12 protein-coding genes are annotated in these 15367 nt (G+C 55.2%); 4 read left to right on the top strand and 8 right to left on the bottom strand.

The window, feature by feature from the left end; translation table 11 throughout:
- Nucleotides 1–147 precede the first annotated feature (147 nt).
- Nucleotides 148–798 carry an invasion associated locus B family protein gene (locus tag KO498_RS11005; protein WP_215959941.1) on the top strand — a complete coding sequence of 217 codons (651 nt, stop codon included), beginning with the start codon at nucleotides 148–150 and terminating at the stop codon, nucleotides 796–798.
- 62 nt (nucleotides 799–860) lie between these two features.
- Here KO498_RS11005 and KO498_RS11000 read toward each other — a convergent pair whose 3' ends face one another.
- The 4 genes from KO498_RS11000 to KO498_RS10985 are packed head-to-tail and all read right to left on the bottom strand — an operon-like array spanning nucleotide 861 to nucleotide 5034.
- Nucleotides 861–2072: a beta-ketoacyl-[acyl-carrier-protein] synthase family protein gene (locus tag KO498_RS11000; RefSeq protein WP_215959940.1), complete on the bottom strand. Its 1212-nt coding sequence runs from the start codon at nucleotides 2070–2072 to the stop codon at nucleotides 861–863.
- Nucleotides 2073–2333 carry an acyl carrier protein gene (locus KO498_RS10995; protein ID WP_215959939.1) on the bottom strand — a complete coding sequence of 87 codons (261 nt, stop codon included), beginning with the start codon at nucleotides 2331–2333 and terminating at the stop codon, nucleotides 2073–2075.
- Between the two features lie 30 nt (nucleotides 2334–2363).
- A complete protein-coding gene (lpxD, locus tag KO498_RS10990; RefSeq protein WP_215959938.1) occupies nucleotides 2364–3455 on the bottom strand; it encodes a UDP-3-O-(3-hydroxymyristoyl)glucosamine N-acyltransferase in 1092 nt (363 codons plus the stop codon).
- A 28-nt stretch (nucleotides 3456–3483) separates the two neighbouring features.
- Nucleotides 3484–5034 (bottom strand): L,D-transpeptidase family protein, encoded by a 1551-nt coding sequence (locus KO498_RS10985; RefSeq protein ID WP_252731388.1) that lies wholly within the window; start codon nucleotides 5032–5034, stop codon nucleotides 3484–3486.
- 422 nt (nucleotides 5035–5456) lie between these two features.
- On the opposite strand from KO498_RS10985, the gene KO498_RS10980 reads away from it, so the two are divergent.
- On the top strand, nucleotides 5457–6029 hold the full coding sequence (locus tag KO498_RS10980) for a YcbK family protein (RefSeq protein WP_215959937.1): 573 nt from the start codon (nucleotides 5457–5459) through the stop codon (nucleotides 6027–6029).
- Nucleotides 6030–6137: 108 nt separating this feature from the next.
- The gene (locus KO498_RS10975; protein WP_215959936.1) at nucleotides 6138–7598 is read left to right on the top strand and encodes an amidase; all 1461 of its coding nucleotides are present in this window, start codon (nucleotides 6138–6140) and stop codon (nucleotides 7596–7598) included.
- 30 nt (nucleotides 7599–7628) lie between these two features.
- On the opposite strand, the gene KO498_RS10970 is transcribed toward KO498_RS10975, so the two are convergent.
- From KO498_RS10970 to KO498_RS10955, 4 genes are all read right to left on the bottom strand, one after another.
- Nucleotides 7629–7814: a hypothetical protein gene (locus KO498_RS10970; RefSeq protein ID WP_215959935.1), complete on the bottom strand. Its 186-nt coding sequence runs from the start codon at nucleotides 7812–7814 to the stop codon at nucleotides 7629–7631.
- Between the two features lie 8 nt (nucleotides 7815–7822).
- Nucleotides 7823–8002 carry a hypothetical protein gene (locus KO498_RS10965; protein ID WP_252731387.1) on the bottom strand — a complete coding sequence of 60 codons (180 nt, stop codon included), beginning with the start codon at nucleotides 8000–8002 and terminating at the stop codon, nucleotides 7823–7825.
- Nucleotides 8003–8126: 124 nt separating this feature from the next.
- The gene (rlmN, locus tag KO498_RS10960) at nucleotides 8127–9320 is read right to left on the bottom strand and encodes a 23S rRNA (adenine(2503)-C(2))-methyltransferase RlmN (protein ID WP_215959933.1); all 1194 of its coding nucleotides are present in this window, start codon (nucleotides 9318–9320) and stop codon (nucleotides 8127–8129) included.
- A 110-nt stretch (nucleotides 9321–9430) separates the two neighbouring features.
- Entirely contained in the window at nucleotides 9431–12223 is a 2793-nt protein-coding gene (locus KO498_RS10955; protein ID WP_215959932.1) for a bifunctional aconitate hydratase 2/2-methylisocitrate dehydratase, read from the bottom strand.
- A gap of 226 nt (nucleotides 12224–12449) precedes the next feature.
- Between KO498_RS10955 and acnA the strand changes: the two genes are divergently transcribed.
- Nucleotides 12450–15215, top strand: a complete 2766-nt coding sequence (gene acnA / locus KO498_RS10950) for an aconitate hydratase AcnA (protein ID WP_215959931.1) — start codon at nucleotides 12450–12452, stop codon at nucleotides 15213–15215.
- Nucleotides 15216–15367: the final 152 nt, after the last annotated feature.

Raw genomic sequence — 15367 nt, 5'->3', positions numbered from 1 at the left:
CCGGCAGGGAGACGATTTTGAAGAGAGGAGCTTTCGAGCTTCTCTTTTTTTGTGCAGAAACCTGCTTACCCGACATCGTTTTGCGCCTGACACGCCCGTGCACCCATGCTAAAGCGCTGGTAACGTAATCAATGCAACGGGATATCCATGCTTAAAAATACCAGCACAGCGCTTGTTCTTGCTCTTTTTGCCCTCGGGCAACCTGCTCTGGCACAAGACACGACAACAAGCGAAGAAACCCAAACAGCAACGCAGCCAGCAGCCACTGATGCAGAGCCTGCGACAGAGACCGAAGCAGAAGCAGAGCCTTCGCAGGAAGGCCAGTTGAGCCTTGGCGAGGAAGCTGTTCCCGAGCCCTACGTCAGAGAGACATCCGGCGATTGGCAAATCCAGTGCCTGCGTGTTGACGGCGAAGAAGAGCCTTGCCAGATGCTGCAGCAACTCAAAGATGATCAAGGCACCAATGTTGCAGAAGTTACGATTTTCAAGCTCAAGAATGGCGGACGTGCAGTTGCTGGAGCAAACGTTCTTGTGCCTCTTGAAACCTTGCTTTCAGCGCAGCTTTCAATGAGCGTCGACGGGGCCAAAGCCAAGCGTTACCCATACAGCTTTTGCAGCCCGATCGGTTGCTTTGCGCGGATCGGCTTCACAGCTGAAGACATTGCAAATTTCAAAAAGGGCGCAAACGCCAAGATCACTTTGGTACCAGCTCCTGCACCTGATCAAAAGGTTGTCCTGACGATGTCACTCTCTGGTTTTACGTCGGGTTTTGACAAAGCAACTGAAGTTTCGCAGTAAGAGACACAGTTTCTGCTGATTTCCAAAGGTCGCCTTTCGGGGCGGCCTTTTTCTTTTTACGGTTAGGGCGCGCGCTTGAGGGCCAGCACAGCGTTAAGCCCGCCAAAGGCGAAGGCATTGCTGAGCGCGACATCAACTCGCGCCTCGCGGGCTTCGTTTGGCACAACATCGAGGGCGCATTCGGGGTCGGGCTCTTGGTAGCCGATCGTCGGGGCGATGATGCCGTCGCGCAATGCCATGATGCAAGCCAGAAGTTCGACAGCTCCGGTGCCACCGATCAAATGCCCATGCATTGATTTGGTGGACGAGATCATCAGCCTGTCAGCGTGAGTGCCAAAAACGTCTGCAACAGCCGCGCATTCTGTTTTGTCGTTCGCTGCCGTGCCGGTTCCGTGAGCGTTGATATAGCCGACTTGATCGGCGTTGATCTTGGCGTCATCCAACGCGCCTTTGATTGCCCGTGCAGCGCCTTGCTTGGAGGGCATAACAATGTCGGCGGCGTCTGAAGACATTGCAAAGCCTGCAACTTCCGCGAGGATCGTCGCACCGCGGGCTTTGGCGTGCTCATATTCCTCAAACACAAATATCCCTGCGCCCTCGCCTTGAACCATGCCATTGCGGTTGGCGGAGAACGGGCGGCAAGCGTCTTTAGACATGACGCGCAGCCCTTCCCAAGCTTTGACCCCGCCAAAGCAGAGCATGCTTTCGGAGCCGCCTGTGATCATCACCGGAGATGCACCGCCATGCACCATCTGAAACGCCTGCGCCATGGCGTGATTTGAGCTTGCACAGGCCGAAGCAACAGTGAAGCTCGGGCCTTTGAGGTTAAACTCCATGCTGACGTGGCTTGCGGCAGCATTGTTCATCAGTTTGGGCACCACGAAAGGATGCACGCGGTTTTTGCCCTCTTCATAGACCGAGCGGTAATTCTCATCGAGGGTTGTCATGCCACCGCCGGAATTGCCAAGGATCACACCGGAGCGTGCCGCCATATTGCCCGAGAACTCCAGGCCAGACTGCGCTATCGCTTCGCGCGCGGCGATAAGTGTGAACTGGGTGAAGCGGTCATAGAGCGACATTTGCTGGCGGTTGAACAGCGTGTCGGGGGAGAAACCTTTGACCTGAGCACCGATCTGCACGGCGAGGCGCTCGACGTCACGAAACTCCAGTTGCCTTATTCCGCACCGGCCTTCGCGCATGGCCTCAAGCGTGCTGTCAACGTCGTGTCCGAGCGCGTTGATCGTTCCAGCTCCGGTGATGACAACGCGTTTCATCTAGGCTTTCTGATCCGCAATCAGTCCTTCGATACCCTTGATGATCGAAGCAACAGTGGAGATGTCAAACTCGCTTTTATCGGGCTCGTTGGCATTAAACGGCACAGAGATATCAAAGGCTTCTTCAATGGAGAAGATGCTCTCGACAAGGCCGAGGCTGTCAATTCCGAGGCTTTCCAGCGTGCTTTCAAGTGTCACATCCGAAGGCTCAAGCACCGCCTGTTCGGCGACAATCTCGATCACTTTGTTTTGAATATCCATTTGCTCCCCCCAAGCCTCGCTGTGATTGATCTAGTCAGTATCGCCGCCTTTGAAAACAGCTTTTTGCAGCTCGGCGACTTGTTTCATCAAACGGGGCAGACGGCGGATGGCTTTGTAGCCCTCGACGTGTTGCTCCATTTTTACCGCCGGATACCCAAGGATAACCCGCCCTTGTGGCACATTTGTGAAGATTTTCGTGGCGCCACCAGCAATAACGTTGTCGCCGATAAAGATGTTGTCGTTGATGCCGACTTGTCCGGCAAAGACGCAATTGTTGCCTATGCGGGTGCTGCCAGCCATGCCAACTTGACCACATATCAGGCAATCTTCGCCGATCTGAACATTGTGGCCGATGTGCACGAGATTATCGAGCTTGGTGCGGTTGCCGATTTCGGTGTTGCGGATGGTGCCACGGTCGATGGCCGTGTTTGAGCCGATCTCACAATCGTCACCGATAACAACCGAACCAATGGAGTGAATGCGCTCCCAATGCTGGCTCTCGCTTTCGCCTTGATCACCGAGCGTTGAGCGCGTGCGCTCAACAGCGCTTTCTTGTGGCGTTACAAAGCTGAAACCGTCACCGCCGATGACGGCACCGGGCTGCACAATGACCCGATCGCCAAGGGTTGTGCGGGCGCATATGCGCACACCTTCCCGAATGAAGCACCCCTGCCCCAGTGTCGCGTTTGTGCCGACATAGGCCTGTGGCCCGATCACCGTGTTGTCGCCGATGCGTGCGCCTTTGGCGACAATAGCGAGTGGCCCGATGCTGACGTTCTTGCCGATGCTGGCACCCTCGTCGATCACGGCTGACGGATGAACGCCGCCGGCAAACCCTTCCCCCGGATCGAACTGTTTTGACAGGCCGGACATGGCGTAGCGAGGGCGTGCAGGAATGATCGCGGCTTTGAGGCCGAAACTTTCAAAGTCGGCACCGTCCCAAAGCACCGCCGCCAGTGCGCCACCTTTTGGCAAGGCCTCGGCATAATCTGGCTTCATCGCCAAGGCGAGGTCACGTGGGCCAGCGTCTTGCGGCTCGCTCACGGCGTCTATCTCAAGTGACAAATCGCCCAGAGCTTGTGCTCCGAGCGACTTGGCGATCTCTTCAATTGTGTAGCTCATCAGAGTGCCCTTACATTTGGGCCAATGATTAGCCCTGAACGGCGCGGAGCACCACCCCTGCCTTAGCAAGAGCATTCCAGATGCGCGCATCGCGGCCGTAAACGTCACGGCGGAAGTTGATCGGGCCTTTGGCTTGCGTGAAGGCCGTGCGGTAGACGATGTGCACCGGCACTTCTTCCTTAAGCTTCACAACAGACTCGCGGTTTGTCTTGAGGTGCGAGTGGAACAGCCCCTTAGGATCATTGCTCTGCTTGGCGAGAAGCGCGTAGGCAAAGTCAAACGGATCACCGAGCCGCACGCAACCGTGGCTGAACGCGCGTGTTTCGCGCGCGAAGAGGCTCTTAGAGGGCGTGTCATGCAGGTAGATGTTGTATTTGTTCGGGAACATAAACTTCACCAGCCCAAGCGCGTTGCGGCGTGATGGCGGCTGCTTGATCGCGTAAGGGAAGTTGCTGGCGTTATACTTAGCAAAATTGATGTTGCCGCGTGACACCTGACGACCGCGGCTGTCATAGAGCTTGAGGTGGCCGGCTGCGTTCGGGTTGCGCTTCATCATTGGCAGATATTCTTTGGTGGCTATCGAGCGCGGAACGTTCCACGTCGGGTTGATCACCATGAATTCCATCACATCCGAGAACTCGGGTGTGGCACGGTCAGACGCCGTAGCGCCAACAACCGAGCGGGTACTGAAAGTAACTTTGCCGTTGTCGACGATTTTGGCTGTATAGTCGGTGATGTTAACCAAAACGTGACGCTTGCCACGTGGTTGGTTGACCCAGCGTTCGCGCTCAAGTGCAACGATGATGGACTGCAAGCGCGCTGTGGCTGGCTTGTTGATTTCGTTGATCGTTCCGGCACCGGCAACACCGTCTGCGGCGAGTCCATGAGCGATTTGAAACTGCTGGACGGCTTTTTGGAGATTTCCGTCATAGGCTTGCGCAGATGAGCGCCCCATATAACCCATAGCGCCAAGGCGGTTCCGCAGAGCAACAACAGCGTTGCCCGATTGGCCCGGCTTAAGAGATTTGGCAGGTACAACTGCGCCAAAGCCGCCGCGTGCGACGATCTTTTCAAAGCGCATTTTCTCTTTCATCAGACGCGCATATTCAGGTGTTTTGGGCGCAAGAGCCTTAAAGAACGAGTTCGGGTTGCTCTTGGCAAAGTTGACCAGATAACTTGAACGCTCGCGGTAAGGCACCGCCCGCACAATGTTTCTGTCAATGCTGCGCGGCTTCAAAGCGCCGGTTTGCATGTTCTGGGACAATTCGAGAAAGGCTTTGCTCATCTCAACTTCAACGAGGCCACGGGCCCGAGGATTTTTAGCGGCTTTGAGCTTGGCCATAAGGCCGGCAGCATCATAACGCGCACTCGGCAGGCCGTGAGCATCAGCTTGAGCGATCGCTTTGAACAGGGCTTTGCGGCGCGAGGCGTCTTTTCCGAAGGAGCCTGTCCAGATCGCTTTGAAGTTGTTGGCTTTATAAAATGCCGAGATATCTTTATCACGCGATGCGGCTTCGGCCACGGCTTGTTTGAAGGCCGTTACCTGAGCGCTGGCAGGCGCAGGTGTAAATGACACCATGAAGGCTGCCATCAGCATGGCGATGCAAAGTAATGAAGATTTTACCCGCAGGCTCGTCTGGCGTCGCGGTTGGAAATTGGAAAAGGTCATGAAGCCCCCACTCGAAGAATATTGTTTACAGACGTTCGACAATGGTAGTGCGTCAGGAAAACTACGCTGTCCACTCACTTTCACGTCGAAATCGCAAGATGTAGCCCATCCGTGGGTGAAAAGACGCAATATTGAGGGTTTGATCTGGAATTAGCACTTTTTCAGCAAATTTCTGCCTAAAATGAGGGCGAGATATGAATTTGAGCAGCAAAGTCTTGGTCTCCGAATCGTTATGTGCCATAGAAGATGCACATCTGGGGAGATGAAGGCAGCATACGAGAGCCAAACTGGGACCTCGTGCAAACAGGTAAAGCGACGGGACGACGCTAACGATGATTGAAAAAACGAGCACTTCGAGCCTGACCAGGCGTGCATTGCTTGGGGCATTTGCCTCAACAGCACTGGTCGCAGCCCCCACGTATTCAAAAGCCGCAGGTTATTTGCGAGGCTCCGGCGATATCCGCCGCCTCAAAATGTATTCCGCTCGCACCGGTGAAAAGATCGACATGATCTACTGGGTTGAGGGCGATTATATCAAAGATGCGGTCAAAGAAGTTCACCACTTCATGCGCGACTGGCGCACCAATGATGTGAAATACATCGACCTGCGCACCATCGACATCATGGCCGCTTCTCACAACATTCTTGATGTGAACGAACCTTATATGTTGCTGTCCGGCTATCGCAGCCCGAAGACCAACGCTATGCTGCGCGCCCGCTCAAGCGGTGTTGCCAAGAACTCGTTGCACATGAAAGGCCAAGCCGCCGATTTGCGCCTTTCGTCACGTTCGGTAAGCCAGGTGTCACGCGCCGCTGTTTCATGTCACGGTGGCGGCGTTGGCCGTTATTCGGGCTCAAACTTTGTGCATATGGATTGCGGCCCTGTTCGCTCTTGGGGCAGGTAAGAGCGATTACGCTTCTTACGCTTCTAAGAACCCGCCCTCCTCGGCGGGTTTTTCTTTGTCTGACGCCTAAAGCAGTCTAACCTTTTTTGTTCATCAAAGGAGACAGCCATGCATGATGACTATACAGACTATGATGCCACGGGGTTGGCGGAGCTTGTCGCGACGGGCCAAGCGAGTCCGCATGAGTTGCTTGACTGTGCGCTGGCCCAAACGGCCAAGCTGAACCCCTCACTCAATGCGGTTGTCATGCAACGGGAAGACACTGCCCGCGCCATGATTGATGCCGGATTGCCTGACGGGCCGTTCAAAGGCGTGCCTTTTTTGATGAAAGACCTGAAGTGCGAAGCTCGCGGGTTTCCCACAAACAGCGGCTCGAAACTGTTTGCCAACCACGATTGGACCTATGACAGCGAGATGTTCACCCGCATGCGTCGCACAGGTATTGTGCCCTTTGCACGCACGACATCGCCGGAGCTCGGCGTTGGACCGGTCACAAACGCGCAGGTTTATGGTGGCCCGACATGCAACCCTTGGGATCTGACACGCACCTCTGGCGGCTCATCAGGTGGTTCGGGCGCAGCTGTCGCGGCGGGCATTGTTCCGGCGGCACATGGCTCTGATGGCGGTGGATCGGTGCGCATTCCTGCGGCATCCTGCGGGCTTGTTGGCCTCAAGCCCAGCCGCGCGCGCCTGCCCGCTGGCCCCGCATCAGGTGAAGGCTGGGCAGGAATGGCTGTCGACGGGTTTCTCACTCGCAGCCTGCGTGACACGGCAACGCTGATGGATGCCTGTGCGGGACCCGACCTGGGCGCGCCCTACGCGGCACCGTATATGAACGAAAGTTTCAGCGCCGCAATGTCGCGCCCGCCGCGCAAGCTGAAAGTCGGCTATGTTATTGGAACGCTAGAGGGATTGCCTACCCATCCGGATTGCAATGCTGCGGTTATGAAAACGGCCCGCTTGCTGGAGGAACTAGGCCATGACGTTGAACAGTATACACCGGATGCCAACCTTGATGTGACGGCGATGATGGAGGCCTGGACCATCACTGTAGCTTGCGGCACAGCACTTTCGGTGCGCAAACGTGTTGCTGGCGGCGAACTTGACGAGAGCCTGATCGAAGGCATTACCCGCGGCGCACTTGTCTACGCTGACACACTCGGGGGGATGGATTACCTGAACGCCGTCAACGAAATTCACGCATTCGGGCGACGCTTGGCCGCTGTTTTCATGGGCTACGACGTGTTGCTCACCACGACATTAGCCGAGCCGCCCTGTAAAACCGCACACCTGAAACCGGATATTGAAGATTTCGTCGCTTACCGGACGGGGCCGAACGGCTGCTTTGAGTATTCGCCCTTCGCGGCAGCATTCAATGCTTCGGGGCAACCTGCTATCTCGCTGCCACTGTTCTGGACTGATGAAATGTTACCGATTGGCGTGCATCTGGCAATGGCCATGGGGGAAGATGCCGAGTTGATGGCCCTTTCAAGCCAACTTGAACAGGCAGACGGCTGGGCAGACCAGCAAGCAAAGCTGTTAAGCTGCGGAGGCATTTTAACACGTTAAAGCAATACTATAAATGGCACTCTTAAAGTATTAACCTAGTTCACATATCGGCAAACCATGCGGCCATGTTGTCAGCACTTTGCGGTTGCCGCTATCGCGTATTGCAAAGCCGAGGCTTGCAAGCTTGTCTTGTCGGGCCTGACCGCGCAGCGTCAAGATGGGCGCGAGCAGTGTTTTGATCTGGGCCAAAGTGGCCGCGTCGCATTTGTGAATCATGACTTGCCTCAAACGGGGCAAGCGCAGAGATCTTCGCCTTTGAGAACCGAGGTCACGTATGACCCTGTCTCAGAATCACGGATCGCATATCCATAGCCGCGCAGGCGGTGTTTCCATTCGCGCTCCGAGACAGCCAAACGGCGCTCACGCATTACTACATCGCGGATTGTTTCGATATCCATGTTCATTTTCGTCTCCATCGTTTCATTCGTAAGAATTAACTGTTTACGAATTCAGGATGGTTAATGCCTGTGGCGATGATTTAGCGCAAAAATGGAAACTTCGTGAATCTTGAGGTCTTTTTAAGGCAGCTTAACTACCCAGCCCCACTTCTGCCTCTATCTGGCGCTTTGACTTGCGCTCACGCTCGGTTGCAGACTTGAGTTGGCCACAAGCAGCCATGATGTCTTCGCCGCGGGGTTTGCGGATTGGCGAGGCATACCCTGCGTCAAACACAATGTCGGCGAACTTTTTGATTTGCTTCCAATGCGAGCGTTCATACCCCGATCCGGGCCACTCGTTGAAGGGGATAAGGTTGATCTTGGCGGGAATGCCTTTGATAAGCGAAACAAGGCGGCGCGCGTCTTCTTCTGAGTCGTTAACGCCTTTGATCATCACATATTCAAAGGTTATGCGCTCGGAATTGCTGAGGCGCGGATACTCGCGCAGTGCGGCAAGCAGCGTCTCGATGTTGTATTTCTTGTTGATCGGCACCAGTGTGTTGCGCACTTCATCGGTCGTGGCGTGAAAGCTGACCGCAAGCAAACAGCCGATCTCGTCAGCGGCTTTGGCGATCTCTGGCACGATTCCAGAAGTGCTCAATGTGATGCGGCGGCGAGAGAGAGCGATTCCCTCCCCGTCCATTGCGATCTTCATCGCATCACGCACATTGTTGAAGTTGTATAGTGGCTCGCCCATGCCCATCAGCACGACGTTAGACAGCAAGCGCGGGCCGTTGTCGGCCGTGCTCACGCCCGGTGCTGGCCATTCGTCGAGATCATCACGCGCCAACATGACTTGGCCGATGATTTCGCCAGCGGTCAGATTGCGCACCAGCTTTTGCGTGCCTGTGTGACAGAACGAGCAAGTCAATGTGCAACCAACCTGCGAGGAAATGCACAGGGTGCCACGGGTTTCTTCTGGGATATAAACGATCTCGACTTCATGGCCACCCGCGATCCGCACAAGGTATTTGCGGGTTCCGTCCTCAGAGACTTGCTTGCTGACAAGCTCGGGAATAGCGATCACGAAGGCTTCGTCAAGCTCGGCGCGGTAAGCTTTGGAGAGGTTGGTCATCAAGTGAAAGTCGCGCACGCCCCACTGATAGACCCACTGCCAGATTTGCCCTAACCGCATCTTTACTTGCTTTTCAGGCGTGCCCATCTCGACCAGCGCAGCTTTGAGCGCGTCGCGTGTGAGCCCGACGATGTTGGTTTTCCCGCCATAGTCAGGAACCTTGCGGGGTACTGTCAGCATGTCAGGTGTTATCGTGGTGTCGTTTGTCATGGTTCATGTCCGCTTGCGTTGCGTCTTCATATAGGGTTTGTGCGCCAATGCAAAACCCCTCCCCGCCACGTTGTGACAGGAAGGGGCAAATTGTTTTGTCGTCGTTGAGTTTAGAAGTGCGCCGAGTTGGCCGCCAAAGGCACTTGGTTTGGCGGGGCAAACTTGGTCAAATCAATGCCCTCAACTGCGGCTTTATATTCCTCAACCGTAGGTGTGCGCCCCAAGATAGCGGCGAGAACCACTACAGGTGTCGAGGCCAGGAGGCTTTCGCCCTTCTTCTCGGTGCTGTCTTCAACAACGCGGCCTTGGAACAGGCGGGTTGATGTTGCCAGAACAGTGTCGCCCTTGGCGGCTTTCTCCTGGTTGCCCATACAGAGGTTACAACCGGGGCGCTCGAGATAGAGAACATTCTCATACTCGGTGCGCGCTTTGCCTTTGGGCGCAAAGTCATCAAACTCAAAATCCGAATAACGCTGGAGAATTTCCCAGTCGCCCTCTTCTTTGAGTTCGTCGATGATGTTGTAAGTTGGCGCGGCAACAACCAGCGGCGCTTTGAACTCGACCTTACCGCTCTGGGCCTCAAGGTTACGCAGCATTTGCGCGACGATCTTGATATCACCCTTGTGAACCATGCAAGATCCGACGAAGCCAAGATCAACCTTCTTCTCGGCCTTATAGAAAGAGATCGGCCGGATAGTGTCGTGGGTGTAGCGCTTGGAAACGTCGGCGTTGTTGACGTCAGGATCCGCGATCATAGGTTCGTCGATCACGCTCAGATCAACCACAACTTCGGCAAAATACTTGGCGTTGTCGTCTGGCGTAAGCGCCGGCACCTCACCTGATTTGATCTCGGCAATACGCTTGTCAGCGATATCAACAAGGTTTTGCAGCATGCCGCTTTCGTGCTCCATGCCCTTCTCTATCATCACCTTGATGCGGCTTTTGGCTATCTCTAGCGAGGCAACCAGAGTTTCGTCGTTTGAGATACAGATCGAGGCTTTGGCCTTCATCTCGGCTGTCCAGTCGGTGAAGGTGAAGGCTTGGTCGGCCAGCAATGTGCCGATATGCACCTCGATGATACGGCCTTGGAAGACGTTGTCGCCGTGTTGGGCGAGCATCTGTGATTGTGTCGCATGCACAACATCACGGAAATCCATGTGAGGTTGCATTTTGCCTTTGAACGTCACTTTGACAGATTCAGGAATTGGCATTGTCGCCTCGCCCGTTGCCAGAGCCAGAGCCACAGTGCCTGAGTCAGCCCCAAACGCCACGCCTTTTGACATGCGCGTGTGGCTATCGCCGCCGATGATGATCGCGCGGTCGTCAACCGTGATGTCATTGAGGACTTTGTGAATAACGTCGGTCATTGCGTGGTAGACGCCTTTAGGATCACGCGCGGTGACAAGGCCGAAATCATTCATGAATTTCATCAGCCGCGGCGTGTTGGCTTGTGCTTTGAGGTCCCATACCGAGGCGGTGTGGCAACCTGACTGGTAAGCGCCGTCAACTGACGGTGACAGAACGGTTGCGGCCATAGCTTCAAGCTCTTGGCTGGTCATCAGACCGGTGGTGTCCTGGCTGCCAACAATGTTGACTTTAACGCGCACATCCGAGCCCGCGTGCAGAGGCTTGTCGGTTTTAACACCGACAGCATTGCGGTTGAAGATCTTTTCAACAGCGGTGAAGCCCTGGCCTTCGACGTTGATCTCTTTTGCCGGAGCATATGCTGACTCAAGCTTAACACCAAGGGCCTCAGCGGCGAAAGTTTGCAGCTTTTTGCCAAAGACGATGGCGTAGGAACTGCCAGCTTTCATGAACTCCATTTTTTGCGGCGTGAATGATTTTTCGAGCGAGACAAGCTCTTTGTCGCCCGCTTCATTGTAGAGCGCTTTGGTTTTGCTGTTGATGGTCAGCACGGTGCCGGTATCGACAGAGTAGACCTGCTCGAGCACCGCATCGCCTGCATCGTTCAGCACGGGGTCTCCGTTCGCATCAAGCTTCTTGACCCAGTTCTTAAGGTCAAGCCCGATGCCGCCTGTCACGCCAACTGTCGTGAGGAAGATCGGCGAAATGCCGTTGGTTCCGGCGACGATCGGTGCGTAGTTAACGAAGGGCACATAGGGGCTGGCTTGCTTGCCCGCCCAAAGAGCGACGTTGTTGATGCCAGACATCCGCGAGGAGCCAACACCCATCGTGCCTTTTTCGGCGATGATCATCACCTGTTTGTCAGGGTGTTGCGCCTTGAGCGCTTCGATTTCTTGTTGCGCGGTTGGCGAGATAAAGCACTGGCCGTGCAGCTCACGGTCGGCGCGCGAGTGCGCCTGGTTGCCCGGTGAGAGTAAGTCGGTCGAGATATCTCCCTCTCCCGCGACATAAGTCACGACCTGGATTTTCTCGGCAACATCCGGCAGCTTGGTGAAAAATTCGGCTTTGGCGTAGCTTTCAAGCAAGTCTTTGGCAATCGTGTTGCCAGCTTTAAAAGCGGCTTCAATCGCGTCTGTATCGGCCTCATAGAGGAAGACCTGCGTTTTCAAAACCTCAGCGGCCTGAGCGGCCAGCGCAGCGTCCTCACCAAGCGCGATGTCGAGCAGCACTTTAACTGATGGTCCGCCTTTCATGTGCGAAAGCAGCTCGAAGGCAAACTCAGGGGTGATCTCGGGGACGACAGCTTGGCCAAGGATAACCTCTTTGAGGAAGCGCGCTTTGACACCAGCCGCACTCGTGGTGCCAGGCAAAGTGTTATATGTCAGAAAGTTCAGCGAGGCCTCGCGGTTCTCATTTCCCGAATCTTTAATCTGAGCGATCAACTCTTCCACAAGCGCGCTATCATCTATAGGCTTTGGGTGTAGGCCCTGCTCTTTGCGGGCTTCGATTTCGTTCAGATAATCTGTATACAAGCTCATGCTAACCTCGTGGGTAAATAGATGTCGATGTGATTTGTATGCAGCGGTATACCAATAAGGCTATAACTGCAAGGCTCTGACCACCGAACCTATAGGGTGTTTTGACGGGTTTGCTAAAACAAACAAACAAAAATGCGCTGGAAAATGCAGTTGTCGCCCTTGCCCCTTCACTTTCCCAAGATACGCGCTACATTTTTTGTGTAACCCAACACACTGGAGGCCATCCATGACCATCGCCGTAGGACAAGACAGCACCAAAACACGCAGAACACTCAAGGTCGGCACGCAGTCAATTGACTACTATTCAGTCAAGGCCGCCGAGGCCGCTGGCCTAGGTGATTTCTCGCGCCTGCCGGCAGCTCTTAAAGTGGTTCTGGAAAACATGCTCCGCTATGAAGATGGTAAGACTGTCACGGTTGACGACATCAAGGCTTTCGCCGAGTGGGGGGCCAATGGCGGCAAAAACCCGAGGGAGATAGCCTACCGCCCTGCTCGCGTTTTGATGCAAGACTTCACCGGCGTTCCAGCTGTGGTTGACTTGGCCGCCATGCGTGACGGGATTGTAGCCCTCGGCGGTGATGCTCAAAAAATCAACCCGCTGGCCCCTGTTGATCTTGTGATCGATCACTCGGTAATGATCGACGAGTTCGGCAACCCACGTGCTTTCCAGATGAACGTTGATCGTGAATACGAGCGCAACATGGAGCGCTACCAGTTCCTCAAGTGGGGGCAATCAGCGTTTAACAACTTTCGCGTCGTGCCTCCGGGAACCGGCATTTGCCACCAAGTGAACCTTGAGTATCTGGCGCAAACCGTCTGGACGGACGAAGACCAGAACGGCGTGAATGTCGCTTACCCTGACACGCTTGTCGGCACCGACAGCCACACAACAATGGTGAATGGTGTCGCTGTGCTCGGTTGGGGTGTTGGCGGCATCGAAGCCGAAGCAGCGATGCTTGGTCAGCCAATTTCGATGCTGATACCCGAAGTCGTCGGTTTTGAGCTGACCGGTGACATGATGGAAGGCACCACCGGCACTGATTTGGTTCTGAAAGTCGTAGAAATGTTGCGCGCACACGGCGTTGTCGGCAAGTTTGTCGAGTTCTTCGGCGAAGGGCTCAACCGCCTTCCACTGGCAGACCGCGCCACTATCGCCAACATGGCGCCAGAGTATGGTGCAACTTGCGGCTTCTTTCCGATCGACGGCGAAACTCTTCGCTACATGCGCACCACCGGCCGTGATGAAGACCGCATAGCGCTGGTTGAAGCCTACGCCAAAGAGAACGGCTTGTGGCGCGGCGACGACTATGCGCCGATTTACTCAAGCACTCTGAGCTTGGATATGAACACCATCGTCCCAGCGATCTCAGGGCCAAAGCGCCCGCAAGACTTTGTCCCACTTGATGCCGCTGCCGAGACATTTGGCAAATACATCAGCGGCGAGCGGCTCGAGTGGTCGGCCGAACAAGAAGACAAAGCCGAGTGGGCAGATGAAGGCGGCGCAATTGCACCACGCAGCATCCCTGGCGACATTGGAAAGCACAAACGCGCCCGTGTGAAAGGCGAAGACTACACCATCCACGACGGAACGATTGTCATCGCCTCGATCACTTCCTGCACCAACACCTCTAACCCTTATGTGATGATCGGCGCTGGCCTCGTGGCCCGAAAAGCCCGCGAGCTTGGCCTCAACCGCAAGCCTTGGGTGAAAACGTCACTCGCGCCTGGCTCGCAGGTTGTTACGGCTTATCTTGAAGCGGCTGACTTGCAGGATGACCTCGACGCCATCGGCTTTAACCTTGTCGGCTACGGCTGCACGACATGCATCGGCAACTCCGGCCCGCTTCAATCCGAACTCAGCGAAGCCATCAACACCAATGACATCATTGCAACCTCGGTTTTGTCGGGCAACCGCAACTTCGAGGGGCGCATCTCACCGGATGTGCGTGCCAACTATCTGGCCTCACCTCCGCTGGTTGTAGCCTATGCGCTTGCGGGCGACATGAATATTGACCTGGCCAAGGACCCTCTCGGCCAAGACAAAACCGGAAAGGACGTTTACCTCAAAGACATTTGGCCAACATCGCAAGAGATCGCAGAACTGGTTGAAAAAACGGTCACCCGCGAGGCGTTCCAATCAAAGTATGCCGACGTATTTAAGGGCGACGACAAATGGCAGGCTGTTGAAGTTCCGGCTGCCGAAACTTACGACTGGCCCCCGGCCTCGACCTACATTCAGAACCCTCCCTATTTTCAGGGGATGGACAAAAACCCCGGCAAGATCAGCAATATTGAAAACGCAGGTGTTTTGGCCGTCTTGGGTGACTTTGTAACCACCGACCACATTTCACCCGCTGGCTCCTTCAAGGAAGACACGCCTGCGGGCCGCTACTTGAAAGATCACCAAGTTCCGGTGCGCGAGTTCAACTCGTACGGCTCCCGCCGCGGAAATCACGAAGTCATGATGCGCGGCACCTTCGCCAATATCCGCATCAAAAATGAAATGCTTGATGGCGTCGAAGGCGGCTACACCAAAGGCCCCGACGGCAAGCAAGCGTCGATCTATGATGCGGCTATGGCCTATCAAAAGCTGGGCACCCCGCTGGTCATTTTCGGAGGCGCGCAATATGGCGCAGGCTCATCGCGCGACTGGGCAGCAAAAGGCACCGCTCTCTTGGGCGTCAAAGCCGTGATCGCGGAAAGCTTTGAGCGCATTCACCGCTCAAACCTCGTGGGTATGGGGGTTATTCCGTTTGAGTTTACCAACGGCGACAGCCGGTCATCACTCGGTCTCACAGGTGAAGAAAGCGTTAGCATCTCAGGCCTCGATGCGATTCAACCACTGCAAGAAGTGCACTGCACCATCACTATGGCCGACGGAAAGGTGAAACCGGTCACCCTCAAGTGCCGCATCGATACCGCAATTGAGATCGAATACATCGAGCACGGAGGCGTGCTGCATTACGTGCTGCGCGACCTCGCCAAAGCGTAATCCAAACCATACGACCAATAAGGGGCTTCCATTCCGGAGGCTCCTTATTCTTGGCGGAAGTATCCTAGGGGGTTTGGGGGACTAGTCCCCCAAAACAGGCGTGGCCGTAGGCCGCGCAAAACCTGTATGCCGTAGGCATTCAATCAAGGGAA

The sequence above is a fragment of the Lentibacter algarum genome, assembly GCF_018860975.1.
GTDB classification, from domain to species: domain Bacteria; phylum Pseudomonadota; class Alphaproteobacteria; order Rhodobacterales; family Rhodobacteraceae; genus Lentibacter; species Lentibacter algarum_A.
This window is presented reverse-complemented; position numbering and strand designations above follow the sequence as displayed.

Excerpts from the sequence above, each read along its gene's own strand:
- KO498_RS11005 (WP_215959941.1), top strand. The coding sequence starts at position 148 with ATGCTTAAAAATACCAGCACAGCGCTTGTTCTTGCTCTTTTTGCCCTC.
- KO498_RS11000 (WP_215959940.1), bottom strand. The coding sequence starts at position 2,072 with ATGAAACGCGTTGTCATCACCGGAGCTGGAACGATCAACGCGCTCGGA.
- KO498_RS10995 (WP_215959939.1), bottom strand. The coding sequence starts at position 2,333 with ATGGATATTCAAAACAAAGTGATCGAGATTGTCGCCGAACAGGCGGTG.
- lpxD (WP_215959938.1), bottom strand. The coding sequence starts at position 3,455 with ATGAGCTACACAATTGAAGAGATCGCCAAGTCGCTCGGAGCACAAGCT.
- KO498_RS10985 (WP_252731388.1), bottom strand. The coding sequence starts at position 5,034 with ATGGTGTCATTTACACCTGCGCCTGCCAGCGCTCAGGTAACGGCCTTC.
- KO498_RS10980 (WP_215959937.1), top strand. The coding sequence starts at position 5,457 with ATGATTGAAAAAACGAGCACTTCGAGCCTGACCAGGCGTGCATTGCTT.
- KO498_RS10975 (WP_215959936.1), top strand. The coding sequence starts at position 6,138 with ATGCATGATGACTATACAGACTATGATGCCACGGGGTTGGCGGAGCTT.
- KO498_RS10970 (WP_215959935.1), bottom strand. The coding sequence starts at position 7,814 with ATGATTCACAAATGCGACGCGGCCACTTTGGCCCAGATCAAAACACTG.
- KO498_RS10965 (WP_252731387.1), bottom strand. The coding sequence starts at position 8,002 with ATGAACATGGATATCGAAACAATCCGCGATGTAGTAATGCGTGAGCGC.
- rlmN (WP_215959933.1), bottom strand. The coding sequence starts at position 9,320 with ATGACAAACGACACCACGATAACACCTGACATGCTGACAGTACCCCGC.
- KO498_RS10955 (WP_215959932.1), bottom strand. The coding sequence starts at position 12,223 with ATGAGCTTGTATACAGATTATCTGAACGAAATCGAAGCCCGCAAAGAG.
- acnA (WP_215959931.1), top strand. The coding sequence starts at position 12,450 with ATGACCATCGCCGTAGGACAAGACAGCACCAAAACACGCAGAACACTC.